Source organism: Entomomonas moraniae (genome assembly GCF_003991975.1).
In the GTDB taxonomy this organism is placed as follows: domain Bacteria; phylum Pseudomonadota; class Gammaproteobacteria; order Pseudomonadales; family Pseudomonadaceae; genus Entomomonas; species Entomomonas moraniae.
The window spans coordinates 131,457-156,121 of record NZ_CP029822.1; the positions used below are offsets into that span (position 1 = coordinate 131,457).

A 24,665-nucleotide genomic window follows, 5' to 3' on the forward strand; every position below is an offset into this window, starting at 1 on the left:
CTGATGTTAGCTCTTTATAAATGATGGGATTTAGTTATGACAGTACATACCCTTGAAGGTACATTTGCTACACCTAAAGGTCGTTTTGCATTGGTTGTTGGGCGATTTAATAGTTTTGTGGTAGAAAGTTTGGTTGAAGGTGCTATAGATACTTTAACCCGCCATGGTGTGAAAGAAAGTGATATTACAATTATTCGTGCACCAGGTGCTTTTGAAATTCCATTAGTTTGTCAAAAAATTGCTCAGCGCAATGAGTTTGCTGCTATTGTTGCATTAGGCGCTGTTATTCGTGGTGGTACGCCTCATTTTGAGTATGTTGCTGGTGAGTGTACCAAAGGGCTTGCTCATGTCTCTTTACACTATGATGTGCCTGTTTCTTTTGGTGTTTTGACAGTGGATACTATTGAACAAGCGATTGAGCGTGCTGGAACGAAAGCAGGTAATAAAGGTTCTGAAGCTGCGTTATCAGCATTAGAAATGGTTAATTTATTGGGACAGTTGGAGGCCAAGTGAGTAATTCGGAGCAACCCAATAAAGATAAACCGTTGCGTGGTAAAATATCAGAGCGCCGTCGTGCGCGCAGTTTTGCCATGCAAGCTCTTTATCAATGGCATATGGCGGGGCAGGCAATTAATGAAATTGAAGCCCAGTTTTATGTAGATAATAACTTTTCTAAAGTTGATACGGAGTATTTTAAAGCTATTTTACATGGTGTCCCTGCTAAAGTAGTGGAGCTTGATGAAGCCTTTGCGCCTTTGCTTGATCGTCCGATAAAAGAGTTAGACCCTGTTGAGCTTTCTATTTTAAGACTTTCAACATTTGAGTTGTTAGAACGTATTGATATTCCTTATCGTGTTGTTATTAATGAGGGTGTTGAGCTGGCAAAAACTTATGGTGCAACGGATGGGCATAAGTTTGTTAATGGAATTTTAGATCGTTTAGCACCTAAGTTGCGAGTGGCTGAAACTCGTCATAAAAAATAGGATGGACGTGTGGGTGAGTTTGAGTTAATTCAAGCGTATTTTAAAAGCTCAGCCTGTGCGTATTTAAATAAGAATATTTCATTAGGTATTGGGGATGATTGCGCCTTATTAAGGCCATCCCCTCAGTCTGAAATTGCTATTTCTACTGACACGTTAGTAGCTGATGTTCATTTTCCTGCTAAGGGTGATGCTTTTTTAATTGGACAACGAGCGTTAGCAGTAACGGTAAGCGATTTGGCAGCCATGGGGGCAAATCCCATTGGTTTTACCTTGGCGTTGACATTACCTTGTGTTGATCAAGCTTGGTTGAAGCGTTTTTCTGAAGGGCTTTGTTTAAAAGCGCATGAATGTAGTATTTCTTTAATGGGAGGCGATACGACTAAAGGGCCTCTTTCTATCACTATTACCGTTTTTGGTGAAGTTCCTTTAGGTAAAGCCTTGAGAAGAGATGGTGCGCAACCTGATGATTTGTTGTGTGTATCAGGTTATTTGGGGGAAGCTGCAGGCGCTTTGTCTATGGTGTTAGATAATAAACCTTATGATTTTTCTGCGTTACTGAAGTCTTATTGGTCTCCCATCCCACAATTGGTGATTGGGCATGCATTATTAGGTAAGGCAACAGCTTGTTTGGATATTTCTGATGGGTTAGTTGCTGATTGTGGACACATTGCAAAATCTTCCAACGTGGCTTTGGTTATTGAGGCTTCTAAATTAGTGATTAGCCCCTTATTATCGGCAGTTTATGAAGATGAGCAGTGTTTGCAGAATATTTTAGTGGGAGGCGATGATTATCAGTTAGCTTTTACTATTCCTCGTGATTTATTCTCTGAGCTTGTTAAGACTCATCCTAGTATTCAGGTTATCGGTTATGTCACTAAGGGCAGTGGTATTAGTGTGGTGGATAAAAAAGGCGTACCTATTGTATTAAGCCAACAAGGATATCAACACTTTTGAAGTTGATTAAGTCGGCTGTACGTTCTAGCCATGTCTCCAATAGCTGCTTCGGCCAATAGTTGATCAAGTGAGTATTGGCTCAATAAATACAGGCATTTATTTTGATCGTATAAAATATCAATAAGATTAATAAAGCGTTGTTGGGCTCCCAAGCTAGTTGTTTTTATGAGAGGCACATTGTCTATAATCCAGTCATCAAATTGTTCTATTAGGGTAAGGTAGTCATTAGTGGATGTTTCTTGCTCACATATATTTTCAAAGTTGAATATAATTTGTTTATTAGTATAGTTTGTAGGGTAGAGTTGTCGGTTTGTAAGTTGAATAGGTTGTGTTTTATCAGTGTAATTTGGTATGCCTAGTGCTTGTCTTTGTTCTTGTGTTGCGGGATAAACATAGTAGCCAGCTGTAAAACCTTGTTTATTTTTTTGGGGTAAGGTGCGAAAGTCTATTTCTCCTTCGATATTGATGATGTGCATGTGTTTTTTTAATAGAGTAATAGCGGGCATGAAACGTTCATGATACAAAGGATTGGATAATAGGCTATCAGGTTCGTAATTGGATGTAATAATAATGGCGATATTTCGCTCAAAGAGTATTTTGAGGAGTTGGGTGATTAGCATGGCATCGCCAATATCATGCACATGGAGCTCATCAAAACAAACGAGCGTTGAGTTTTCTAACAGATCATCAATTGCTTCCTTTGTCGGGTTAGTATATTGGGCGTATTGGAAGATTTTTTGATGGAGTAATTTAAAAAATCGATGAAAGTGAAAACGTTTTTTTTCTTTAATCGGTATGCCGTCGAAAAAGGTATTTAATAGCCAGCTTTTCCCACGACCAACAGGTCCCCAAAGATAATAGCAAGGAGGATTTTTAATTTTTTTGTTTAAATATAGTAGATCACTTAGTTCAGATAGCTGATGGATTGTATTCTGCTGGGTATTGCTAATCAGAAAGTTTTGTTGCTGTGCTTTGTTTTGAAAGTAAGCCGCTAATGAAGAATTAGCCATTTTAGTGATCTCTATTATTATAATGCATCTAAAATAGATTATTTGTTTTTACTGAACTCAGCATAATATTATACTAAGCATTGCATTGCAAACTCACTGTATAGTACTTTTATGCTCTGTTATGTGGTTTAATAGGTTAATTAAAACAATATAGTTAAGAACTTGTATAGATAAGGGAATATTATGTTTTCATCTGTTCTAATAGCTGTTGATAGTTGGGAATATACAACAGATCTACTGGATTTGGCAAAGCGCGTTTGTGCTGATGCTAAAGTGGTGGATCTGATTTATGTGGATAGCCGCTTACCAGAAAAGCCAGAGTTTTTTCACTACACGGATGATTTTGCTAAATTAGTTTTAACTGCCGATGCATCACAACAACAAGTGATACAAGATGCGTTATGCTATCTTTCTATGACGGCAGGTATTCAAGCAAAAGGGGTGCTGATGGGCGGTGATGCCGCGACCTCTATTGTAAAATATGCGAAAGAAATAAATTGTGATGTGATTATTATGGGGCACCGTAATTTACCGGCGATTAGTCGATTTTTTGATCCCTCGATTGCGTTGCAAGTACTAAAAAAAGCGCATTGTCCAGTGTTATTAGATAGTACCGCGAAGCTTGACTCTTAGTTTTGATCATTCGACGTCGAAGTAGGGCGGATTCAAGCACCAATAAAATGGTGATTAATGTGAGGTGCTAGCTTCTTGATATCTCATGAAAAGCTCGATTAAAATAGATTAAGCTATTGCCGTTTTCTCTTATTTCTATTTCGTTCAGCTCTACAAAGAATAGCGTATGAGTTCCCATCTCTGACATGCTTGATATTTTGCCTTGTAAATTAGCTAAGGCACCATCTAATACAGGGATTTGTTGAGTTCCTTCTTTCCAGTTGTGAAGCATAAACCGATCACTCATTTTAACTTCTGTCATTCCGGCGAAGTGTTGTGCTATTTCGAGTTGCTCTGCTGAGAGAATATTAACACATAGATATTGATTTTCTTTAAGTGTTGCATTGGTTTTACTATTACGGTTAATACACACCATAATAGTGGGTGGGGTATCTGTAATAGAACAAACTGCTGTTGCAGTAATTCCCGAGCGGCCAGCAGTACCGTTAGTTGTAACGACACTCACAGCAGCAGCCATTGATGCCATGGCATTTCGGAAAGCTTTCTGTCTAGTGTCTAATTCTAATAAAGTCATTTTTTATTTTATCTATAGTAGTTTGTTATCATTGGTATTAGAGTATGGAATTGGAAAGATGGATTAATTAAACACCAAAAATCCATTCCCAAATACTTTGTGGTTTCATTAGATCTTCTTTACATGAGCGATATTGTGCGCCATAACTGTTTGAACGTGTTTGAACTTTTTGTGCAACGCCAATAAGCCATGATTTACTATTGTGTGTTTTGCGCTTATATCCACCCCAACCTTCATGATAGTTTAAATACTGGTTATAAGCATCCCATTTAGAGACACCGTTTACCTTTTGTGTTTTGTTAATATACCAACCGATAAAATCGACGCTATCTGAGAAGTTATTACGCTTCGCACCTGTATTGCCCGTGTCTTTTATGTAGTCATTCCATGTCATTGTTTGAGCTTGTGCAAATCCATAGGCCGTCGATACGCGCCCCCAAGGTATAACCCACAAGATATATTTACGAGGTGGTAATGCTGATCCATCAAATTTGGATTCTTGGTGTATAAAAGCCATGGGGATTTGTGGAGGAACACCCCATTTTCTTTCGGTATCTAAAGAGGCTTTGTACCAATGACGTTTTTCTTTGTAAATACTGCAAACATTGTCTAGATTTTGTGGTGGACGATCAGCACAACCCATTACGAATAGCAGTAATATAAACGGAAATAGGATCTTTCCAATAGGCATACTTAATCCTAAATGAATAATTTATAAAATAATGTAAGCCTATCTTACCATGTTAGGGGATAAATATAGAACATGGATACAATAAAAACCGCCATATAGGCGGTTTTTATTATCTTTATTAAACCTCTGCTAATGAATGCTCATTAGGGCGATCGATTTCGCGTAGTTCAACTTCTCCACTTAATAACTCTTCTTCAAAAGCTGCTTTATCAATGTTGCATTTTAGGAAGTCTGCAATAAGATACATATCTTTTTCTGCATTTCCAAGACAAGAAGTACCACCAGGGGAAGGGGTCATATTGAATACAATACCCGTACCTGGATTGATTTTTGCTTCACCCATCATTAGTTTTTGCTGTTTTTTATCAATAACCTGAGGACGAATTCCACCAAAGCCACGTGCGAACTTAATATCATCAACAGTTAATGTGGGAATGATTTTTTTAATTTCTTTTAGAAATAAACGCTCACGTAAATAAGGCACTTCATACATGAAGTTACGGAAAATATAACGACGAATGTCGGATACTTTAAGCAGTTTCCACATTGCTTTCATAACATCAGAGCCCAAGCTAAATACTTTACAGAACTCTACAAAGGTTTTCATGTTATGGCGTTCTAAAACAGGCAATACTAAAGCGGTTGGTCCAAAGCGTGTTTTGCCTGGAACAGATACATCAGGGTCACCGTGTACAGCAGCAAAAGGTAGGTTTGGATTCTGCATGGTGTAAACCTTACCTTGTAGAACCTGAGGCGTAAAATAATAGGAACCCGCCATCGGTAAGCAAGCAAAATCTTTACCATAGCCCATTTGGTGAGCAAATAACAAAGAGTGTCCACCAGCGGCAACAACGACATATTTAGCTTCTATTACGCCTGTTTTTGTTGTATGGATTTGGAAGACATCATTGATTTTTTCTATTTTTATGACTGGGTTGTCAAGCAGGACGTCACATATTTGGTTCTTTTTAGCAGAAGATTCTTTAGCGTACTTAATAAAAGACTCAGAAAGTGTATGGTAGTTACAAGCCGTGTATTCATCCGTGGCACCTAACGCAAAAAGCTCTTCTAAATCAGAGCGACCCTCAACTACTTTAGGTTCAATCTTTGCGATATCCTTACGTTCTAATTCTTTTAGATTTGGGTATAGCTCTTTAAATACTTGGTAACGCGCTCGTAGTGCGTCGCATTCAGTTTTTCCTACACCTAATACCATTTTGGGGTAGATGGTGATGATGTTATCGCGCTCTTCAGCAGGTAACTTAGTGGCATAGTTAACTATCATATTAGCGGTACGCTTGGTGACGCGCGCTTTTTCTAATGTATAGTTAGTTTCTATATCGCCTTTATGTATGGTTTGGCTGTTGTTGCAACTTTTTGAGTTAACTGCTGCTACTTGGGGATACTTCTCTAAAAGGCCAATGGCTTTAAGGTCAGTAAAGCGGCTTAGTTGATAAAGCAATGCTGTACCAGAAACACCACCACCAATGATTAGCACGTCATACGTTTTCATATGCTCGTCACACTCTTATTTTATTAGTAATTAAATTTCACTGCCTTATATCAGCGAGTGAATTCTTGTTTTGCTGATATGCTTTATAAAAAGCCTCTTTTTGTATTGACAATAGGATGCAAAAAAATATCCATTGTGCTTAAAATAGCTTTTGCAAAAACACGGTTATGTATTATAACGGTGAATAGGTCGTCAGGTCTATTTGTTATATAAAATATCTTAAATTATTAAAAATATATTTTGTATAGCTATTATTAAGGTAAAATTTTATTTATATAATTATACTACTAAGAATGATAATTTTTAAATGAGGGAGTTTTTTGAATGCTTTTTTGTCAAAGAGTTTTTATCTGTCTGATTTTTTTAGGTTCTTTGGCTGGTTGTGCCTTAAGTCCTCAAGAGTTAAAACCTAATCCAATTGTAGGTAACTCTCTGTCAAACGTTGGACATGGACAAGCGGTTTCAGTCAATGTAGTGGATCAGAGACATTCTGCTATTATTGGGACGCGTGGTGGGTTATATTCATCAACCAGCAGTATTACTGTACAAAGTAATGATATTGTTCCCAAATTACAGAAACAAGCTGAAGAAGCCTTGTCTAAAATGGGCTATAGACCTCAGTCAGGTAGTTCTACTACATTAACGATTATTATTGATTCTATTGTTTATACCCCATCAGACAGTAACTTTGCTAATGATGCGAGTGTGAAAGCTGTGCTTAAAGCACAATTAAAAACACCGAGTAAAACCTACAATGGAAAATACTCCTCAACCACTTCGCAGGGTTTCACTACTGCACCTAGTTTAGAACAAAATAATGCTTTTGTCTCTGATGTGTTAAGTAATGTATTAACAAACGTATTTAAAGACTCAAATTTATCAGGCTCTATGTAAAGATTCCGGAGTAAATAGCTGCTATAGCGGCTATTTTTCTGTTCGTGTGGTGTTAGGTGCTATAAGTTAGATAAATAAATTAATAGCTTAACAAAAAAATAATTATCTGATGAGTGAGAAGTTAGCTTACAATACTCATAAAGTTTATTCCAATCAAGGTTTTTTGTGAATGTCTGAGCTATTTCAACACCGTGCCCGTAAAAGATTTGGTCAAAATTTCTTGAAGGATTCAGGGATTATTGATCGTATTCTCCGTTCTATACATGCTGTTTCAACTGATCATTTATTAGAAATAGGACCTGGTCAAGGCGCATTAACTGAAGGGTTACTTGCCAGTGGTGCACTGCTCGATGTGATAGAGTTAGACCAAGATTTAATTCCCTTATTAAAATTACGATTTGGTCTAAATACTTTATTCCATTTACATCAAGGGGATGCATTAAAATTTGATATTGCTTCTTTGACCAAAGATGAGGGCGAAAAACTAAGAGTTGTCGGTAATTTGCCTTATAATATTTCAACGCCACTTATTTTTCATTTGTTAAGTCATCACCATGTTATACATGATATGCATTTTATGCTTCAAAAGGAAGTGGTTGAGCGCATGGCTGCTGATCCGGGTAGCAGTGATTGGGGACGACTAACCATTATGGTACAGTATTTTTGTCAAGTGGAGCATTTGTTCAATGTTCCGCCAGAATGCTTTACACCAGCACCTAAAGTAGATTCGGCGATTGTCAGATTAACACCCTATCAAACATTGCCTTATCCAGCTAAAAGCCATCAACTACTTGAGTTAGTAGTTAGAGAAGCATTTAACCAACGCCGTAAAACGTTAAGAAATACTTTAAAACGATTGTTGTCTGTCGATGATATTGAAAAGGCTAATGTCGACAGCGGATTACGGCCTGAACAGCTAACATTAGCAGAGTTTGTAAGACTTGCTGATCAGCTTTATATAAACCAGCACATAGAAGGGTAGTACCTATGCGCACAGATTATCCTATTGAGATTAAAGTGGTTGTAGATTATTTACTTGAGGAGTCTGAACCAAGAGATAATTATTATGTATTTGATTATCATGTTTTTATTTATAATAATAGCGATAAAGATATAAAATTACTGTCTAGGCAATGGGTTATTACCGATGGTAATGGTCATAAAAAAGAAGTTAAAGGCAGCGGTGTTGTAGGAGAGCAACCCTGTATAAAAAAAGAGGATATGTTTAAATATACCAGTACGGCTAATTTTTCAACCCCTGTGGGCAGTATCTATGGGCAATATACTATGCAAGTAATGGAAACAGGTGAATTATTTGATGCACCTATTTTACCTTTTCGTCTTGCTGTTCCAGGAGTCTTGCATTAATGACAGTCTATGCAGTGGGTGATATACAAGGTTGCTATGATGAGTTACAAACGTTATTAACTAAGGTAGCCTTTAACGCTGAAAAAGACGAGCTTTGGTGTGTTGGGGATTTGGTGAATAGGGGGCCTAAATCATTAGAAACGTTACTGTTTTTATATGAGATGCGCCATTGTGTCAAGCTTGTATTAGGTAATCATGATTTACATTTAATTGCCTGCTTTTATGACCATGATCGGTTAAAAAAGCACGATACTATCCAAGATATTATTCATTCAAAACAAGGGACAACCTTAATTAATTGGTTACGTCAACAACCGCTTGTTTATTTTGACCCAGTACGTTGTATAGCGATGGTTCATGCGGGTATTCCACCTTTATGGACATTAGAAGACAGCCTTATGCGTTCAGCAGAAGTGGAAAAAGCGTTACAAAGTGATAAAGAAATAGGTAAGTTTCTTAAAAATATGTATAGCAATGATGCTGTTAATTGGCATGAGTCTCTAAAAGGACAAGAGCGCCTTAGAGTGATTACTAACTACCTTACACGTATGCGTTTTTGTAAGCTGGATGGCACAATTGAATTTAATAGTAAAGAAGGGATTGATAGCGCTCCTTCAGGATATATGCCTTGGTTTGAAGTACCTCATCGTAAAATGGAAGGCCAAGATATTCTATTTGGGCACTGGGCAGCTTTAGAAGGTCGCTGTAATGAACCACATGTTTATGCTTTAGATACAGGGTGTGTTTGGGGAAGTTGTTTAACGATGATAGATGTAGAAACTAAGCAAATGTATTCAACGAATTGCACTGCAATAAAAGGGAAATAATGATAAGCGATGTTTCTTTAAAAACATCGCTTTATATAATGTTAAACGCTTACTGCACCAAAGTTTTCTGGTAATGTTGAACCGCCATCAATAACAATTTGGGTTCCTGTAATATAACGTGATTCATCTGATGCTAAGAAATCCACTAAATCACCTAGCTCTTCAATAGTTCTTAAGCGTCTCATCGGAATAGCGGCTGCAATGCTATCTAATACCTTTTGTGGGTTACTTTGATTACTCTCTTTAGCAATTGATTCTGCCATTGGGGTGGCAATATAGCCTGGGCATACGGAATTGACGGTAATATTATGGGTTGCAACCTCTATCGTCTATGCTAGAAGTAAAGCCTGAGATAGCTGCTTTACTTCTAGCATAGGCGGCTTGTCCTGCAGCGGCTACCATTGTGCCTGTAGCTGATGATAAATTTACAATTTTGCCTTAGTTTGCTTTTAGCATATAAGGTAAAAAAGCATAGGTTACATTCCAAGTGCCTTTAATATTAATATCAAAAGTTCTGTCTCTGATTTCTTCTGATGTTTCTAAAAATGGAACAATATGGCATACACCGATATTATTCACTAAGATATCTACCTTGTGGTATTTTTTGATTACTGACTCGACAATTTGTTTGAGTGTGCTGGCATCGCGAATATCAACATCATAACTTTCTGCTTTTAGCCCCCGCTGTACGAGCTTGTTGGCGGCCTCGGTAACACTTTCATGGTAATCAATAAAATAACCGTAGGGCTTTGTTTGGCTAGTACTTGTGCTGTTCCTAGTCCATTGTCTATTGCACCACCAGTGATAATTGCGACTCTATTTGCTAACTTTTTCATGTTTTGTTTCCTTGCATCTATAATGTGGATAAAGAGTAAACAATGTTTCATTTGGTTATTTAATGGATTATAAAATAGAATATTGTATAAACCATTTTTAATATAAATAATAAGTACTTTATTGATATAAATAAAATACTTATACCAACACTATCTTAGATTAATAGAAAATGAAAGAGAAAGTCGTCATATATAAAGTAGGTGGAGCCGTTCGTGACCGTTTATTGGGGCAAGCGGTTAAAGATATTGACTGGGTAGTTGTTGGGGCGAGTGCCGATGATATGTTAGCCAAAGGTTATCAACCTGTCGGTACTGATTTTCCTGTATTTTTACACCCTAAAACAGGTGAGGAATATGCCTTAGCAAGAACGGAGCGTAAAAGTGGTAAAGGCTATGGAGGGTTTACTTTTTTTACTGACCCAGAGGTAACTCTAGAGCAAGATTTAATTCGTCGTGACTTAACGATCAATGCAATTGCTGAAGATCAATATGGGCAAATTTATGATCCCTATGGTGGGCAGCGCGATATTGAAGCGAGATTATTACGCCATGTATCGTTGGCATTTATTGAAGATCCGCTTAGAGTTTTACGTGTCGCACGTTTTGCAGCACGGTATGCTAGTTTAGGATTTGTTGTTGCTGATGAAACGCTTGAATTAATGACACACCTTAGTCACAGTGGTGAGTTAGGTCATTTAACCGCTGAGCGGGTATGGAAAGAGTTTTCACGTGCCTTAATGGAGCAAAGCCCAGATGTCTTTTTAAGTGTACTATCGCAATGTGATGCCTTAAATGTGTTATTACCGGAGTTAGTTAATCTAGCATTGGTGATCAGTTTGCTAAAACAAGCAGCTGTAACTCATCAGCCGTTAGCTATTCGCTGGGCATGTATTGCTGTACCGTTGGCCTTAAAAGGCGATATAAAGCAAATTCAGCAGATTAACCAACGTTTTAAAGTACCTAATGAATGCATGGATCTTGCTCTGCATGTAGGGCAATATTTAGGTTTTTGCCAGCAGGGAATGGCTCAAAGCCCAGAGTCACTTTTGCAATTTTTACAGCGAATGGATGTATTAAGAAGACCAGAGCGATTAGCGCAATTATTGCGACTTTATGAAGTAGTGATTGAGGTAATGAATAAACCGATGGACGAAAGGAATAATGTCGTTTTTTTAAGGACGCTAGCGGAACAAATTCGAAAAGTTGACCCAAAAGTTTTTATCCGCCAAGGCATCGTGGGCGCCGACCTTGGCACCCAGTTAGAAAAAGAAAAATTAACCATTATTAGAGATGAACAAGCTAGGTTTAAATCAATGAGTTGAAATGATTAATTAATACTAGGTTGTATTTTGCGAGGTCTAAATAGTTGGAATAATAATACGATACTAAATAAACTAAAAAATATAAGTCCCCAATAAGGAAGTTCTATCCATAAAAAATCACCTTGGTATAAACCACATTCAGGGGTTCCTTTGAAGGCCGTTATAATGGCTTCAAAAAAGGGATTATCTTCAAAAATACTCGTAAAGGTTGTAGGTAAACAGCCTGTATTTTCAGGGTTAAATTTTATCCAAATTTGTCTTCCTGCTGCTAAAACACCGAGCGCTGCAAAAATCAAGGCGATCACTGAGTAAATACGGTGGCCAACACCTTGTGGGTTCTGGATACAAGCAGCTAGGCAGGTAATACCTGTGAGGCCAAAAAGAATACGTTGTATCCAGCATAGTACACAGGGTTCCATGAGTTTGACATACTCAAAGTAAAATGCGAACCCTAACGATGAGGCGCAAATGAGGAAAATCATAAAGAAAATAAAGCGCGAACAGGTAAGAAACTTCATAATAATGGGCTTTCCTTAAAAGTTATTAGCGGTAAGTTAGACTGCAAGTATAGCATTTAACTAAACTATACAATGGCTTGCAATCAATATTTTGTGAGTTTGTATAGCTATTTGGGTCTTACCGGTTTTTTGGGCGCTCTTGTTTTTTTGACATCATGTTGGCGAGGTGGAAGCCCAGTGTGTTGTGTGAGTAAAGGACGTTTACTTTTTCCTTTATCTGGGGTGGAGTTTTTTCTCCTTGGGCTTTGATAGCCGTTTGTTTTAGGCTGATACGCGGGGATGAGTTGATGGTCACCATCGCCAATTAAATCACTTCGTCCCAATGCCTGTAAAGCTTCTCGTAATAGTGGCCAATTATTCGCATCGTGATAGCGTAAAAATGCTTTATGCAAACGCCGTTGTTCTTCTGTTTTGGTAATAGCCACTTTTTCACTCTTATAAGTAACCTTGTGTAAAGGATTTTTACCTGAGTGGTACATTGCCGTGGCGGTAGCCATAGGCGATGGGTAAAAAGCTTGTACTTGGTCAGCCCTAAAACCATGACGTTTTAACCATAAGGCAAGGTTCATCATGTCTTCATCTGTTGTTCCAGGGTGTGCGGCGATAAAGTAAGGAATGAGATATTGTTCTTTATTGGCCTCTTTGCTGTATTTATCAAACATAGCCTTGAAGGTATCATAGGTGCCGATACCGGGTTTCATCATTTTATCCAGAGGGCCTTGTTCGGTATGCTCAGGTGCGATTTTTAAGTAACCACCTACATGGTGGGTTACAAGCTCTTTTACATATTCAGGTGATTTAACGGCCAAGTCATAGCGTAAGCCTGAAGCAATAAGAATCTTTTTAATACCTTTAAGCTCTCGGGCGTGACGATAGAGTTGAATTAAAGCTGAGTGATCGGTATTTAAGTTACCACAAATACCAGGGTAGACACAGGAGGGTTTTCTACAGGCTTCTTCAATTTCTCTGCTTTTACACGCCAAGCGATACATATTGGCTGTCGGGCCACCCAGATCAGAGATAACACCTGTAAAACCGGGCACAGTATCACGAATTTCTTCTATCTCGTTTAAGATAGACTCTTCGGAGCGGTTTTGGATAATTCTTCCTTCATGCTCTGTAATAGAACAGAAAGTACAGCCGCCAAAGCAGCCGCGCATAATATTAACAGAGAATCGAATCATCTCATAGGCAGGTATTTTTGCCCCTTTATAGTCAGGATGAGGTAAGCGTGCGTAGGGAAAGCCAAAAACGTAATCCATTTCGGGCGTTGTTAATGGAATAGGTGGTGGATTAATCCACACTTCTAGGTTGTCATGTTTTTGAACTAACGCTCTTGCATTACCGGGGTTAGTTTCTAGGTGTAAAATACGGTTAGCATGGGCATAGAGTACAGGGTCATTACGAACTTTTTCAAAAGAGGGAAGGCGGATAACCGTTTTATCTCTTGTTAGTTTTGGGCTTGGGAGTATTGCTTCAACCACTTGTGGTTGTTCTATCGCTTGAGCCGTTTGAGCTTTCTGTTGTTCGACAGCGCACTCTTCTAGATCGTTGGTATTGACATAGGGGTTGATAATTTTATCAATTTTACCCGGACGGTCGATACGGGTTGAGTCTATTTCAAACCAACCTTCGGGAGTGTCTTTACGAATAAACGCGGTGCCACGGACATCGGTGATTGTTTCGATGGATTCTCCACGAGATAATCGTTGGGCAATTTCGCAAGTAGCGCGTTCTGCATTTCCGTAAACCAATAAATCAGCGGTTGCATCGACTAGAATTGAGCGACGAACACTGTCTTGCCAGTAGTCATAATGGGCAATACGGCGTAAAGAGGCTTCAATTCCTCCTAGAAGAATCGGTATGTCTTTATAAGCTTCTTTACAGCGTTGACTATACACTAGACTTGCTCTATCAGGTCTTTTTCCTGCGATACCGCCGGGTGTGTAGGCATCATCTGATCGAATACGACGATCAGCCGTGTAACGGTTAATCATCGAGTCCATGTTTCCTGCCGCAACACCATAAAATAGATTGGGTTTGCCAAGCCTCATGAAGTCATCTTTTGAGTGCCAGTCCGGTTGGGAAATAATACCTACTCTAAACCCTTGACCCTCTAAAAGCCTGCCAATAATAGCCATACCAAATGAGGGGTGGTCAACATAAGCATCACCTGTTACAAGAATAACGTCACAGGAGTCCCATCCTAGTTGATCCATTTCTTCTCGGCTCATGGGGAGGTAAGGGGCAATACCGAAACATTCTGCCCAGTATTTAGGATAGTCAAAGAGTAAAGTCGATGCGTGCATGGGAATATGATAAACAGGCTATGGAATAAAGAATCATTACATAGCTTGTTTAGCCAGTAATGACTGTATTTTTTTAAGAGAGTTATTGTACGTTAAATAAGGAAGTAACTCCACCTTTATGAAAAGTGGAGTTACTGCAAGTGATTACTTATCGGTTTGAGCTGCTTCAGCCCCAGCCGTGTTATCAAGTAAGCTCTTGGTTGCCATTTGAACATAGGCTTCCATTTTTTGTTTTAAATTATCTGCTTCTTGCTTATCGTCGATTATTGTAGCAGTTGGATTTGCACCTACTTGGTAGTGATAAAGTTTAACATCTTTTTCATTAGGACGAATAAGTATTTCGTTACCGCTTAAGATGGCGATTGTTTGGTCGCTGCTCGATGGTTTAATAATACCAAATCCTTTATCGCCAGCAGGTAAGTTAAGCAAGTCACGTCCCCAACATTGTTGGCGAACATCACCACCTAAACGCCCCATGATGGTCGGTACAATATCAACTTGTGTTCCTACCGTACTGCTGGTTGCTCCAAATTTCTCTTGAATACCAGGAGCGATAATAAGTAATGGTACATTAAAGCGGAATAAATCCATATCTGTTAATTGTATAGGGTTTCCAAAACCATGATCGCCCACCACAATAAAGATTGTATCTTTATAGTAAGGTGATTTTTTAGCTTTCTCAAAGAACTGCCCTAAAGCCCAGTCAGAATAGCGCATTGCTGTTAAATGCTCATTCTGTGATCCTTGATCGGTCACTGGTTCAACCGGTAGATCTTTAGGCAATGCATAAGGTGTATGGTTAGAAAGACTTTGTAATAACGCGTAGAAAGGTTTACCTGATGCTTCTAGTTTATTAAGTTCTTCATTACCACGGGTAAACATGTCTTGGTCAGATACTCCCCATGTTGAGTCAGAGAATACAGGGTTTACATAGTCGTTACGACCAACAAATGAGGTCATGCCTTGGTTGCTAAAGAATCCCATTTGGTTATCCCAAGCAAAATCACCATTGTAAACATACACATCGCTCATATCGCGAATGGATAGAAGTTGTGGAAGCCCCGAGAATTTATTATTACCCTCTGGTTCTTGCATTAATGTTTCAAAGGCAGGCAGGTTAGGGAAGCAGGCCATGGTTGCAAACATACCTTGATGGGTATGAGTACCGTTTGAGAAAAATTGGGTGAATAATAAGCCTTCTTTGGCTAAACGGTCGAAGTTCGGGGTGATGTTACTAGGGTTGCCTAAGGCACCTACATAACGACCTGCAAAACTTTCCATTAAAATAACAACAACATTTTTAACAGGAAGGGTTTTGTTTTTGTCCACTAAAGTGTCACGACGAATCACTGCCTTATCAGTTTCAACTAATGTTTCATTAGGTAACACGATCATAGAGCGAACGATTTTTTCAGCTTCTTCATCTGGCATCGTAGCTTTCCATACAGTACTACGGCTACTTACGTTGCGTGCTGCATCAATTAGAGAAAGTGTACCATTTAGACCAAGTTGATTGGCAAAAGGTGAATCTGTTGTATAAGCATCCCCCCAACGAAGTGGTGAGCCTTGACGTAAGGTACCACGCCCTGCTAAGACAATGATAGCAACACAAAGAATAAAAATAACTAATTGTACATAGTAAGGGTATTGTTTGTTGGTATTTTTCTTCGTGATGCGATCAATTAATTTGAAAATAAGAAAAACTATCGCGGTAATAATAATCCATGCAATCATGTATTTAACCACGGGATAGCCATTCCAGATCATGCTTAATACTGTTCTAGGATCTTCACGAACATACTGAAAGACTAGGCTGTTTAAGCGCTGATGAAACTCATGATAAAAATCTAACTCAAGTACCCCTAGGAAAATACCAACACAGGCCGCAAGTGTAAGCCAAATGAGTTGAAGTGTACGTAAAGCCATGACCTTACTACAAAGGAATGTGAGCCCTATTGGGATCATTATAAATGCAGTGACTTTGGCATCAAAGCGTAGGCCGTTGCAAAAGGCCTCAATGAACGTAGAGGTCGGGGTATCCCCTATTAGATCTGCATTATATTTAAATAGCGCATAACGCAATAGGCTGAAAATGACCATCAAAGTCAGTGCCGATAAAATAAAAAATACCAATTGCTGGAGTGCATTTGGTTTGTTAGGTTGAGTCAGTTGTTTTGTCATGGTTATAATGGCTGTTAATGTGGGTTGAGTTATACAGTTTTAATAATATAAGGAGAACTGTCAAAGAAATGTGAATTGTAAGGCGGTTAATGGTATTGGGCAAATAAATTTCGTGACAAATAATGAGGAAGTTTAGCTAAAGTTTTCTTTATTATTTGGAATCAGAGACTTATTTATTTCTACTGTGAGTGATGGATAATAGGATTATAGATGGTAGCTAGTATATTTTGGTATGACTTCGAAACAACAGGCATTAATCCACGTGCTGATCGTCCATTACAAGTGGCTGGTATACGAACAGATTTAGAGCTAAATGAAATAGATGATCCCATCAATTTATATTGTACCTTATCAGATGATATTTTACCTCATCCACAGGCTTGTTTAGTAACGGGAATTACGCCTGATATTTTAGTGCTTAAGGGGTTAAAAGAGGTCGAGTTTTTTAAAAAACTTGAGCAACAGTTATCTCAACCTCAGACGTGTACAGCAGGTTATAATAATATTCGATTTGATGATGAAGTGGTACGCTATGGATTGTACCGTAATTTTTATGATCCGTATGCGCGTGAGTGGCAGGCAGGAAATAGCCGTTGGGATATTATTGATTTATTGAGAGCTGCTTACGCATTAAGGCCAGAGGGTATCATATGGCCAGAGTTGGAAGGGCAGGTTTCTTTAAAGTTAGAATTGTTAACGAAAGAAAATGGTATTGCCCACGAGCAAGCACATGACGCTCTGTCAGATGTGCGAGCAACTATTGCATTGGCTCGGTTAGTTAAGGAAAAACAACCGAAGTTGTATCAATACTTATTTGATTTACGCTTGAAGAGAGAAGCACAAGCACGTATTCCATTATTAAAGCCAATTGTTCATATTTCTGGGCGGTTTTCAGCGGAGCGGCATTATATGTCAATCGTTTTGCCGTTAGCTAAACACCCGACTAATGCTAATGCAATCATTGTTTGTGATTTACAAAAAGACATCAGCCCATTATTTGATTTGTCCGCAGAGCAAATAGTCCAGTATTTATATACGCGTCATGATAAGTTGCCAGAAGGTATTCAGTCTATGCCGCTGAAGTTGATACACGTTAATCGTTGTCCTGTCGTTGCACCTCTGGGGGTGTTGAGAGAACAGGATGTTGAACGATTACAACTGGATGTAGACTATTGTTTAGCGCAAGCAGAGCAATTAAAAGTGGGGCAGTCTATATGGCACGATAAATTGGTTTCAATTTATCGTTCAAACAGTACAGGCATTAACGATGAGATTGAAGATGCAGAGCAACAGCTTTATTCAGGATTCTTGTCTGTACGTGATAAACGATTGTGTGATTCTATTAGAGGCTTAGACCCTACAAGATTAATTGATGAAATGGCTCATTTTGAAGATGGTCGATTACCCACATTATTATTTCGCTATCGGGCAAGAAACTATCCTGAAACTCTAGTAAATGATGAGAAAAAGGCTTGGTATGATTTTTGTCGTCAACGGCTTACGAATGAAAAAATGGGTGCTCCGATTACGATTGAGGCATTTAGGCAGGAGGCTCAACAGTTATTAGACACTAATCATACCTGTGAAACTACGCTAACAGTTTGGCAAAGCCACATTGAATATTTACTAGAAAAGTATGCATTAAATAAAAATTAAGTAAATGGATAGACTAAACAAATTATAAAATTGTAGAATGGTCGGCTAATTTTAAATGATTGGAGTCTTTATGAATACCTTTCGACTGGTGATTTCTTGCCCTGATGGGATAGGCATTGTTGCTAAAGTGAGTGGTTTTTTAGCAACATACAATGGATGGATTATTGAAGCAAATCACCATTCTGACTTATCTAATGGCCAGTTTTTTATGCGCCATGTGATTAGGGCTGACTCATTACCTTTTGATTTGGCAGGGTTTAAGCAAGCATTCTCACCTGTGGCAGACCAATTTAACATGACATGGCGAGTCACAGAGTCTGTACTAAAGAAAAAAGTCATGCTAATGGCGAGCAAAGATTCTCATTGTTTGATAGATTTACTTTATCGGTGGCATAGTAATGAGTTAGATTGCGATATTGTGGGTGTCATATCAAATCATAATGATTTACGTAGCATGGTTGAGTGGTATGGAGTCCCTTATCATCACATTCCTGTTGCCCCCGATAACAAACAAGAGAGTTTTGATAAGGTTACTCAGTTAATTGAAGATAATAATGTTGATTGTGTTGTTTTAGCACGTTATATGCAAATTATTCCTCCTGCGCTTTGTCAAAATTATGCACAAAAAATCATCAATATTCATCATAGTTTTTTACCTTCCTTTGTTGGGGCAAGACCCTATCATCAAGCGGCCCAACGAGGGGTGAAGTTAATTGGTGCTACTTGCCATTATGTTACGCAAGAGCTGGATGCTGGGCCTATTATTGAGCAGGATGTCGTTCGTATTTCACATCAACACAGCATTGAAGATATGGTGAGATTAGGGCGTGATGTTGAAAAAATGGTGCTTGCTAGAGGGCTGCGCTACCATTTAGAAGACAGAGTGCTTGTACATGGTAATCAAACAGTTGTTTTTGCGTGATTAAATAATACTAAAATGTGATATTTAGCAAATATTTCAATATTACTCATTGCATTACTTATAAAATTATTAATAATACTCAGTGAAAGTGGGTTATATTTGATTTTTACTCAAGTTAAAAGATAGAATAAGGTAAATCAAATGGCTATGGACAATAAAGAGGTTGGAAGTCACTTATCATGAGTACTTTGTCGCAAAAAGGATTTACAATTGTTGAATTATTAGTCGTTGTTCTTGTTTTCTCAATTTTAGCTATGCTGGCTGCACCAAGTCTTGTGGGCGCGATTAATAAAAACAAAGTTGTTGCAACAACTAACGAACTAGTTGGTTTGATTGAGTTTGCAAGAAATACTGCTAAATCGACGAATCAAGCTGTTCTTATTTCTAAATGCAAATCTTCTGATGACTGTGGGTTACAAGTTATTTTATTAAAGGATAAAGGTACCTCCATAACGGATTCTACCGCCCTACGCGTGATGCATAAGCAAGACATGAAAGCTCTAACTTATATTGATGACAAAAGTAATCTTGCTTTTTATCCCGATGGGACAAGAGGATTGCATGTTGATAAACAGACTATTAAAGTTTTTGATAAGAATGGGGCTTTTACTTCTTCTGTTGCAGAGTTTGCTGATGTTCAAGGGAAGGGAGATGTTAAGTGGCAGGTGAAAAGTGGTAGCGATTGTCGAATGATAACAATTACTGCATTAGGGAGTGTAAAGGTTGCTACTGAGGGATGTTCATAATGAAAATAAAAGTAAGCCAAGGTTTTAGTCTTATTGAAGTATTGATTGCTTTTGTGATTTTGGTCGTTGGTCTTTTAGGTGCTACAACGTTGATTATTCGTAGTTCACAAGTTAATGTAAATGCCTATGAGACAGAGCAGGTAGCAATGTTGTCTAATACAATGGTTGAGCGAATAAGGGCTAACCCTAATGGAATTAATAGCTATATAAATAAATCAACATCAACAGTTGAGTGTGATAACAAAAGTAGCAATTGTGATTTTAATGCAAGGGCAGGTGCTGATAATGTTTATTTTCAAAATCAATTTGAAAAAAACTTAAATATAAATGATGTGGATTGGACTTTATTAGAAAAGGGTGGTTCCACTACAGTGACAGGATCCAATGCTAAGCTTTATCAATTAAAAATCACATGGGGAGCTGATACAAATGGTGTTTCTGGTAAATCATATTATTTAAATTTTGTTCTTTAAAATAATAATAACTAATTGGTGTGGAATGTAAGGGATTTAGCAATGAAAAAAGTTTTACAGCAGGGGTTTTCTTTTGTAGAGTTGATGATCGCTATACTCCTAGGTGTTATTTTGTTGTTAGGCGTTATGCAAGTATTAATCTCTAGTTCAACATTGGGGACTACGTCTAATAATCTCTCGGTTAATCAAGATACGGCAAGGACTGTATTGGGGTTATTGGGAGGGGAGGCTCAAAGAGCTGGTTATAGAGGCTGTGGCCCTGGAGGGAAGCTTGATAATCAGACTGATAATAGTTGGAGTGTAACTGCACCTATTATGCCTATTTTTTCAGGTGGCAGTTTTATTGGCATCCGGTTTGCTTATGGCATGGATGAGGGCGTAGTAGGAACCACTAAAGTAAAGCTTAATGATGGTAGTAAAGACATAACGGATTGCTTAGGTAAAAAACTGTATTATCGTAGTTATGTTTATGTTAATTGCACTAATGATAAAAGTAAGCAAGGGTTATGTATTAGAGGGTATTCTAAACCAGATGAAAGTACAGCTAATGGGGATTTAGTTGCTAATGAGTTTATTGAAGGGGTGACACTCGAGGACGTTGTGTTCAATGTAAAAAAAGAAGATGACAAATTTAGAGGAGTTACCCTTAGTGCCAGTGAAGTATCAGATTATCAGAGTGGTGATTTTTCAACAGATACTACGAACGGTTCTGTAGATATCTCCTATTCGAACTTAATAACATTTCATATCGTCGTAAAAACAAATGAGCCTCGTGCATCTGAAGCTTCGAAAGACTCTAAAAATGTTATCAAAAGAGATTATTTTGCAAGTTATCCTCTAAAAAATGTAGGAAGTAAATAATGGCAACATTTAGTCAGTTTAAACAACAAAAAGGAGCAACGTTGATCGTTGTTTTACTGTTGCTATTAATCATTATGTTATTGGCGTTATCCATCGCAACTAGTACAACATCACGTAGTTTGATTGTTAATACTAACGTGTTGAACGCACAAGCAACTGAAGCAGCAGAAACAGGTTCGGATGTGTTACTAAGATTGTTGAAAGACGGTACGTTAGATAAAAAGGATATTCCTGACTGTGGTAGTGGCTCTCCTTATAGTGCGCAGTTTAATAAAAATACGACCATTGCTAGTAATACAGAAGATAAGCGAGCAGTGACTTTATCATGGTATGCTTGTAAAGCTAAACCTCCTGGCACAAATGAGATGTGTACAGAAACAACGGTAACTGGATGCTTTGCTGTCGTTATTACGGGGGTTGCCTGTTTTGGTAATATTACCGACCCTGAAAATGAAGCATGTACAGTTCGTCGATATTTACAAGGGTATGCTTTTAAAAAATAGATATTATTTAATTTAAGGGAGTGATAAATAGTGATTACTTGTTCTTCCCAGTATTTTAGTTTAGGAGTTATAAATGGCGAAAGTTAAGGGATTTTCATTAGTAGAGTTAATGATTGTATTAGCAGTCGTTGCTATACTGGCAGCTATTGCTTATCCCATGTATCAAAGCTATATATTGAGATCTGCTTGTGATAGCGGCAAAGCTGGACTCTTGCAAGCAGATGCATTGATGAATCAGCTCTATATGCAGTATGGCGTTTATAATAATGCAGATATTAAAGATAATAAACTGCCCGGAATGGGGTATATTCCTGTCGATGGTTCATCTACAAAAGCTGATTTTACAATTGCTGTTTCTCCTCTTGAGGCAAAGAAATATACTATTACTGCAACTGTTACAAGCTATGGGCGTTTAAGGCGGTTTTCAGGCAGTACTTTAACTATTGATCAGTCAGGTGCAAGAGGTGGTAGCATCGGTGGGATAAACGTCTGGACGAATGGGTGTAGTGCGCTCAAATAAAAATTTATTTTATAGCCTTTAAGATAATGAATTTGTTAGTTTGGGTAATCGTCTTAACTTCGTTAAAGAGTTTTTTTAGTAGTTGAAAGTAGTTGAGATGCCTATTAGCAACAACCCATAGTTCCCCTGTTGGTTTTAAACTGTTGTGTGCTTGTTTAAACATTCTTCTAGCAATGTAATCTCCTATCACCTGTTGTTGGTGGAAAGGAGGATTACACAGCACGCAATCTAATGATTCGTTTTTCTGTTCTATCAATCCATCACTGACATTAATAACCACTGCTCTTCCAGAAAATATTCTTTGCCAGTTCTCTTTTGCAGAGGCAATGGCCATATAAGACTCATCAATCAATACCAATTCAGCCTCTGGGTTGTTCATTGCCCAGATGATCCCCATGATTCCATTACCACAGCCAAGATCAGCTACTTTTTGTATGTGGGGATTGTGCTTAAGGTATGGGATAAGCACACGAGTTCCAATGTCCAATCCTTCCCTGCAAAATACATTAGCGTGATTGGTGAGTTTTAGGCCTAAAGGCTGGTAAGAGTAATAGGTTGGATAAGGTGATTGAGCTAACGGTATTTCATGGGGTGTTACAGTCAGTAGGCGAGCCTTTTTAACAGCAAGAGAGTATTTTGTACTCCCTATGTGTTTTTCTAATAGCAAAATAGCTGCTTTAGGTAAGTGTTTTATCATGGCCGCTGCATATATCACAGTATTTTTAGTGATATGAGATTTAATCTTGATGAGTTGCTCTTCAAGTAACGCCAGTGTCTTTGGAATTTTGATGAGTACTATATCATAGGTTTTTTTTAAGGGCTCAGTACTTGGTATAAACTGAACAGAAGTAGTCGCTAAATGGTTATGAGCTAGGTTTTCTTTAAGTGCTAGTTCCGCCAGATAAGAGTCGCCATATGAGTCAACTAACGAGTAAGATGTGGCAATATTACAAGCCAGCGCTCCAAAAGCGTCATTGATGATTAGAAATTGACTGTTTGCTGGTAAAGCGCATTGCGCTACTGTTGTTAATAAATACTCGTCTGCGGCATCAAATGCTTGCAATGATGGGTGGCTATCTAATGGATAACGTGCCAGTACCAGTGAAGCAAAAGGCGTCGTAAGTGTTTTATACATGCGGCTATTCTACCTATTAGAGCCTTAGTAATAGTTTTTAGGTGCGCTCAATTGCAATAGCAACTCCCATTCCACCACCGATACATAAAGCGGCTAGCCCTTTCTTTTTATCGCTGTGCTGCATTTCATAAAGTAGCGAAACAAGTATGCGACATCCTGCGGAACCAATTGGGTGACCTAAAGCTATTGCACCTCCATTAACGTTAACTTTATTGGTATCCCAACCGAGAGTTTGATTAACAGCAATAGCCTGTGATGCAAATGCTTCATTGGATTCAATAACATCAAGCTCATCGACATGCCATTTTGCTTTTGCTAAACACTTTTTAGCGGCTTCAGCAGGTCCCATTCCCATGAAAGCGGGGTCAACACCAGCGTTAGAATAAGCAACTATTTTGCCTAAAATGGGAAGTTCTAGTTGTTTTGCTTTTTCTTCTGTCATTAACATAATCACCGCGGCTCCATCATTCAGTGTCGATGAGTTTCCTGCGGTAACGGTTCCATTCTCAGGCTTAAAAGCTGGTTTTAAACGATTAAGAATTTCGATAGATGTTTTGGGTCTAGGCTGTTCATCAGTATCAAAGAGGTGATGATTGCCTTTAATGACTGGGGTGATTTCATCTTTAAACTTGCCGGCAACGATAGCTTCCTTCGCTTTTTTCTGTGAAGCAACAGCAAACTCATCTTGTGCTTGGCGGCTAATATTAAATTTTTGTGCAATATTCTCAGCGGTTATTCCCATGTGATAGTCATTAAAGGCATCCCACAGACCATCATAGATCATTGTATCAATGGTTTGACCTGGGCCCATTTTAATTCCACGGCGTAGATCATTAATCACATAAGGTGAAAGACTCATATTTTCCATGCCGCCAGCAATGATAATTTCTGCATCGCCACAACGTATAGCTTGTGTTGCTAAATGCACTGCTTTAAGAGCAGAACCACACACCTTATTAATGGTCATCGCAGGGGTAGTATTGGGTAGGCCTGATTTAATAGCTACTTGACGGGCTGTATTTTGTCCTTGGCCTGCTGTTAATACATGGCCTAAAATGACTTCAGAAATTTGTTCAGGCGGTATGTTCGTTTTGTTAAGAAGTGATTTGACAACGGTCACCCCTAAATCTACAGCTGTAATATCTTTTAAAGAGCCTTGAAAGCTCCCGATAGGCGTTCGTGTGGCAGCAACAATCACAACATCTGTAGACATGGTTATTTCCTATTCTATATAGC

Annotated in this window: 26 protein-coding genes and 2 pseudogenes; 16 read left to right on the forward strand and 12 right to left on the reverse strand. The window is 38.3% G+C overall.

Going from position 1 to position 24,665, the window contains the following annotated elements; all coding sequences use genetic code 11:
- Window positions 1-36 precede the first annotated feature (36 nt).
- From ribH to thiL, 3 genes are read left to right on the forward strand one after another with little or no spacing between them, the layout of a single operon-like run.
- Window positions 37-513, forward strand: a complete 477-nt coding sequence (gene ribH, locus DM558_RS00710) for a 6,7-dimethyl-8-ribityllumazine synthase (protein ID WP_109703517.1) — start codon at window positions 37-39, stop codon at window positions 511-513.
- Window positions 510-983: a transcription antitermination factor NusB gene (nusB, locus tag DM558_RS00715; RefSeq protein WP_127161605.1), complete on the forward strand. Its 474-nt coding sequence runs from the start codon at window positions 510-512 to the stop codon at window positions 981-983. Before ribH ends, nusB begins: the two co-directional genes overlap by 4 nt.
- A 9-nt stretch (window positions 984-992) precedes the next feature.
- Entirely contained in the window at window positions 993-1,937 is a 945-nt protein-coding gene (gene thiL / locus DM558_RS00720; RefSeq protein WP_127161606.1) for a thiamine-phosphate kinase, read from the forward strand.
- Here thiL and zapE read toward each other — a convergent pair.
- Window positions 1,925-2,947 (reverse strand): cell division protein ZapE, encoded by a 1,023-nt coding sequence (zapE, locus tag DM558_RS00725; protein WP_127161607.1) that lies wholly within the window; start codon window positions 2,945-2,947, stop codon window positions 1,925-1,927. The genes thiL and zapE overlap by 13 nt on opposite strands.
- A gap of 183 nt (window positions 2,948-3,130) precedes the next feature.
- Between zapE and DM558_RS00730 the strand changes: the two genes are divergently transcribed.
- Window positions 3,131-3,580, forward strand: coding sequence for a universal stress protein (locus DM558_RS00730; RefSeq protein ID WP_127161608.1), 450 nt, complete (start codon window positions 3,131-3,133; stop codon window positions 3,578-3,580).
- Window positions 3,581-3,647: 67 nt separating this feature from the next.
- On the opposite strand, the gene hpaC is transcribed toward DM558_RS00730, so the two are convergent.
- From hpaC to DM558_RS00745, 3 genes are all read right to left on the reverse strand, one after another.
- Window positions 3,648-4,154, reverse strand: a complete 507-nt coding sequence (hpaC, locus tag DM558_RS00735; protein WP_127161609.1) for a 4-hydroxyphenylacetate 3-monooxygenase, reductase component — start codon at window positions 4,152-4,154, stop codon at window positions 3,648-3,650.
- Between the two features lie 67 nt (window positions 4,155-4,221).
- Complete coding sequence (locus DM558_RS00740; protein ID WP_177412514.1) at window positions 4,222-4,839, reverse strand: transglycosylase SLT domain-containing protein; 618 nt, start codon at window positions 4,837-4,839, stop codon at window positions 4,222-4,224.
- 124 nt (window positions 4,840-4,963) lie between these two features.
- A complete protein-coding gene (locus tag DM558_RS00745; RefSeq protein ID WP_127161611.1) occupies window positions 4,964-6,358 on the reverse strand; it encodes an FAD-dependent oxidoreductase in 1,395 nt (464 codons plus the stop codon).
- 324 nt (window positions 6,359-6,682) lie between these two features.
- On the opposite strand from DM558_RS00745, the gene DM558_RS00750 reads away from it, so the two are divergent.
- The 4 genes from DM558_RS00750 to DM558_RS00765 all read left to right on the forward strand — a co-directional run bounded on the left by DM558_RS00750 (window position 6,683) and on the right by DM558_RS00765 (window position 9,447).
- On the forward strand, window positions 6,683-7,252 hold the full coding sequence (locus DM558_RS00750) for a YajG family lipoprotein (RefSeq protein ID WP_127161612.1): 570 nt from the start codon (window positions 6,683-6,685) through the stop codon (window positions 7,250-7,252).
- 169 nt (window positions 7,253-7,421) lie between these two features.
- On the forward strand, window positions 7,422-8,234 hold the full coding sequence (rsmA, locus tag DM558_RS00755; RefSeq protein ID WP_127161613.1) for a 16S rRNA (adenine(1518)-N(6)/adenine(1519)-N(6))-dimethyltransferase RsmA: 813 nt from the start codon (window positions 7,422-7,424) through the stop codon (window positions 8,232-8,234).
- Between the two features lie 5 nt (window positions 8,235-8,239).
- Window positions 8,240-8,620 (forward strand): Co2+/Mg2+ efflux protein ApaG, encoded by a 381-nt coding sequence (gene apaG / locus DM558_RS00760; protein ID WP_127161614.1) that lies wholly within the window; start codon window positions 8,240-8,242, stop codon window positions 8,618-8,620.
- The gene (locus tag DM558_RS00765) at window positions 8,620-9,447 is read left to right on the forward strand and encodes a symmetrical bis(5'-nucleosyl)-tetraphosphatase (protein WP_127161615.1); all 828 of its coding nucleotides are present in this window, start codon (window positions 8,620-8,622) and stop codon (window positions 9,445-9,447) included. Before apaG ends, DM558_RS00765 begins: the two co-directional genes overlap by 1 nt.
- Before the next feature lie 41 nt (window positions 9,448-9,488).
- Here DM558_RS00765 and DM558_RS15875 read toward each other — a convergent pair whose 3' ends face one another.
- The 3 genes and pseudogenes from DM558_RS15875 to DM558_RS15715 form a co-directional block, all read right to left on the reverse strand.
- Window positions 9,489-9,773, reverse strand: coding sequence for an SDR family oxidoreductase (locus tag DM558_RS15875; protein ID WP_267128210.1), 285 nt, complete (start codon window positions 9,771-9,773; stop codon window positions 9,489-9,491).
- A pseudogene (locus DM558_RS15880) lies at window positions 9,754-10,179 on the reverse strand (SDR family NAD(P)-dependent oxidoreductase). Before DM558_RS15880 ends, DM558_RS15875 begins: the two are co-directional and overlap by 20 nt.
- Window positions 10,122-10,283, reverse strand: coding sequence for a hypothetical protein (locus DM558_RS15715; protein WP_228411779.1), 162 nt, complete (start codon window positions 10,281-10,283; stop codon window positions 10,122-10,124). Before DM558_RS15715 ends, DM558_RS15880 begins: the two are co-directional and overlap by 58 nt.
- A 170-nt stretch (window positions 10,284-10,453) precedes the next feature.
- Here DM558_RS15715 and DM558_RS00775 point away from each other — a divergent pair, with 170 nt between their 5' ends.
- Entirely contained in the window at window positions 10,454-11,605 is a 1,152-nt protein-coding gene (locus tag DM558_RS00775; RefSeq protein ID WP_127161616.1) for a multifunctional CCA tRNA nucleotidyl transferase/2'3'-cyclic phosphodiesterase/2'nucleotidase/phosphatase, read from the forward strand.
- Window positions 11,606-11,610: 5 nt separating this feature from the next.
- On the opposite strand, the gene DM558_RS00780 is transcribed toward DM558_RS00775, so the two are convergent.
- The 3 genes and pseudogenes from DM558_RS00780 to DM558_RS00790 all read right to left on the reverse strand — a co-directional run bounded on the left by DM558_RS00780 (window position 11,611) and on the right by DM558_RS00790 (window position 16,613).
- A complete protein-coding gene (locus DM558_RS00780) occupies window positions 11,611-12,123 on the reverse strand; it encodes a disulfide bond formation protein B (RefSeq protein WP_127161617.1) in 513 nt (170 codons plus the stop codon).
- Window positions 12,124-12,275: 152 nt separating this feature from the next.
- Window positions 12,276-14,432 (reverse strand): annotated as a pseudogene (locus DM558_RS00785) (YgiQ family radical SAM protein); the annotation flags it as partial.
- 144 nt (window positions 14,433-14,576) lie between these two features.
- Window positions 14,577-16,613: an LTA synthase family protein gene (locus DM558_RS00790; RefSeq protein WP_127161619.1), complete on the reverse strand. Its 2,037-nt coding sequence runs from the start codon at window positions 16,611-16,613 to the stop codon at window positions 14,577-14,579.
- A 210-nt stretch (window positions 16,614-16,823) separates the two neighbouring features.
- Between DM558_RS00790 and sbcB the strand changes: the two genes are divergently transcribed.
- The 7 genes from sbcB to DM558_RS00825 all read left to right on the forward strand — a co-directional run bounded on the left by sbcB (window position 16,824) and on the right by DM558_RS00825 (window position 22,294).
- A complete protein-coding gene (gene sbcB / locus DM558_RS00795; protein WP_127161620.1) occupies window positions 16,824-18,269 on the forward strand; it encodes an exodeoxyribonuclease I in 1,446 nt (481 codons plus the stop codon).
- A 70-nt stretch (window positions 18,270-18,339) separates the two neighbouring features.
- Window positions 18,340-19,191 (forward strand): formyltetrahydrofolate deformylase, encoded by an 852-nt coding sequence (gene purU, locus DM558_RS00800; RefSeq protein WP_127161621.1) that lies wholly within the window; start codon window positions 18,340-18,342, stop codon window positions 19,189-19,191.
- Between the two features lie 179 nt (window positions 19,192-19,370).
- Window positions 19,371-19,937: a GspH/FimT family pseudopilin gene (locus DM558_RS00805; RefSeq protein WP_127161622.1), complete on the forward strand. Its 567-nt coding sequence runs from the start codon at window positions 19,371-19,373 to the stop codon at window positions 19,935-19,937.
- Entirely contained in the window at window positions 19,937-20,410 is a 474-nt protein-coding gene (pilV, locus tag DM558_RS00810; protein WP_164731211.1) for a type IV pilus modification protein PilV, read from the forward strand. Before DM558_RS00805 ends, pilV begins: the two co-directional genes overlap by 1 nt.
- Before the next feature lie 42 nt (window positions 20,411-20,452).
- Window positions 20,453-21,271, forward strand: coding sequence for a PilW family protein (locus tag DM558_RS00815; RefSeq protein WP_127161624.1), 819 nt, complete (start codon window positions 20,453-20,455; stop codon window positions 21,269-21,271).
- Entirely contained in the window at window positions 21,271-21,774 is a 504-nt protein-coding gene (locus DM558_RS00820) for a hypothetical protein (RefSeq protein ID WP_127161625.1), read from the forward strand. Before DM558_RS00815 ends, DM558_RS00820 begins: the two co-directional genes overlap by 1 nt.
- 73 nt (window positions 21,775-21,847) lie before the next feature.
- Window positions 21,848-22,294, forward strand: a complete 447-nt coding sequence (locus DM558_RS00825; RefSeq protein WP_127164770.1) for a type IV pilin protein — start codon at window positions 21,848-21,850, stop codon at window positions 22,292-22,294.
- Window positions 22,295-22,298: 4 nt separating this feature from the next.
- Here DM558_RS00825 and DM558_RS00830 read toward each other — a convergent pair whose 3' ends face one another.
- The gene (locus DM558_RS00830; protein WP_127161626.1) at window positions 22,299-23,429 is read right to left on the reverse strand and encodes a methyltransferase; all 1,131 of its coding nucleotides are present in this window, start codon (window positions 23,427-23,429) and stop codon (window positions 22,299-22,301) included.
- A 37-nt stretch (window positions 23,430-23,466) separates the two neighbouring features.
- Window positions 23,467-24,642, reverse strand: a complete 1,176-nt coding sequence (locus DM558_RS00835) for an acetyl-CoA C-acetyltransferase (protein ID WP_127161627.1) — start codon at window positions 24,640-24,642, stop codon at window positions 23,467-23,469.
- Window positions 24,643-24,665: the final 23 nt, after the last annotated feature.

Coding starts and splice junctions, on each gene's coding strand:
- ribH (WP_109703517.1), top strand. CDS start 37: ATGACAGTACATACCCTTGAAGGTACATTTGCTACACCTAAAGGTCGT.
- hpaC (WP_127161609.1), bottom strand. CDS start 4,154: ATGACTTTATTAGAATTAGACACTAGACAGAAAGCTTTCCGAAATGCC.
- zapE (WP_127161607.1), bottom strand. CDS start 2,947: ATGGCTAATTCTTCATTAGCGGCTTACTTTCAAAACAAAGCACAGCAA.
- purU (WP_127161621.1), top strand. CDS start 18,340: ATGAATACCTTTCGACTGGTGATTTCTTGCCCTGATGGGATAGGCATT.
- DM558_RS00825 (WP_127164770.1), top strand. CDS start 21,848: ATGGCGAAAGTTAAGGGATTTTCATTAGTAGAGTTAATGATTGTATTA.
- DM558_RS00815 (WP_127161624.1), top strand. CDS start 20,453: ATGAAAAAAGTTTTACAGCAGGGGTTTTCTTTTGTAGAGTTGATGATC.
- DM558_RS15715 (WP_228411779.1), bottom strand. CDS start 10,283: ATGAAAAAGTTAGCAAATAGAGTCGCAATTATCACTGGTGGTGCAATA.
- DM558_RS00835 (WP_127161627.1), bottom strand. CDS start 24,642: ATGTCTACAGATGTTGTGATTGTTGCTGCCACACGAACGCCTATCGGG.
- DM558_RS00775 (WP_127161616.1), top strand. CDS start 10,454: ATGAAAGAGAAAGTCGTCATATATAAAGTAGGTGGAGCCGTTCGTGAC.
- DM558_RS00790 (WP_127161619.1), bottom strand. CDS start 16,613: ATGACAAAACAACTGACTCAACCTAACAAACCAAATGCACTCCAGCAA.
- sbcB (WP_127161620.1), top strand. CDS start 16,824: ATGGTAGCTAGTATATTTTGGTATGACTTCGAAACAACAGGCATTAAT.
- DM558_RS00820 (WP_127161625.1), top strand. CDS start 21,271: ATGGCAACATTTAGTCAGTTTAAACAACAAAAAGGAGCAACGTTGATC.
- apaG (WP_127161614.1), top strand. CDS start 8,240: ATGCGCACAGATTATCCTATTGAGATTAAAGTGGTTGTAGATTATTTA.
- DM558_RS00730 (WP_127161608.1), top strand. CDS start 3,131: ATGTTTTCATCTGTTCTAATAGCTGTTGATAGTTGGGAATATACAACA.
- DM558_RS00750 (WP_127161612.1), top strand. CDS start 6,683: ATGCTTTTTTGTCAAAGAGTTTTTATCTGTCTGATTTTTTTAGGTTCT.
- DM558_RS00830 (WP_127161626.1), bottom strand. CDS start 23,429: ATGTATAAAACACTTACGACGCCTTTTGCTTCACTGGTACTGGCACGT.
- DM558_RS00745 (WP_127161611.1), bottom strand. CDS start 6,358: ATGAAAACGTATGACGTGCTAATCATTGGTGGTGGTGTTTCTGGTACA.
- DM558_RS00780 (WP_127161617.1), bottom strand. CDS start 12,123: ATGAAGTTTCTTACCTGTTCGCGCTTTATTTTCTTTATGATTTTCCTC.
- DM558_RS00805 (WP_127161622.1), top strand. CDS start 19,371: ATGAGTACTTTGTCGCAAAAAGGATTTACAATTGTTGAATTATTAGTC.
- pilV (WP_164731211.1), top strand. CDS start 19,937: ATGAAAATAAAAGTAAGCCAAGGTTTTAGTCTTATTGAAGTATTGATT.
- rsmA (WP_127161613.1), top strand. CDS start 7,422: ATGTCTGAGCTATTTCAACACCGTGCCCGTAAAAGATTTGGTCAAAAT.
- DM558_RS00765 (WP_127161615.1), top strand. CDS start 8,620: ATGACAGTCTATGCAGTGGGTGATATACAAGGTTGCTATGATGAGTTA.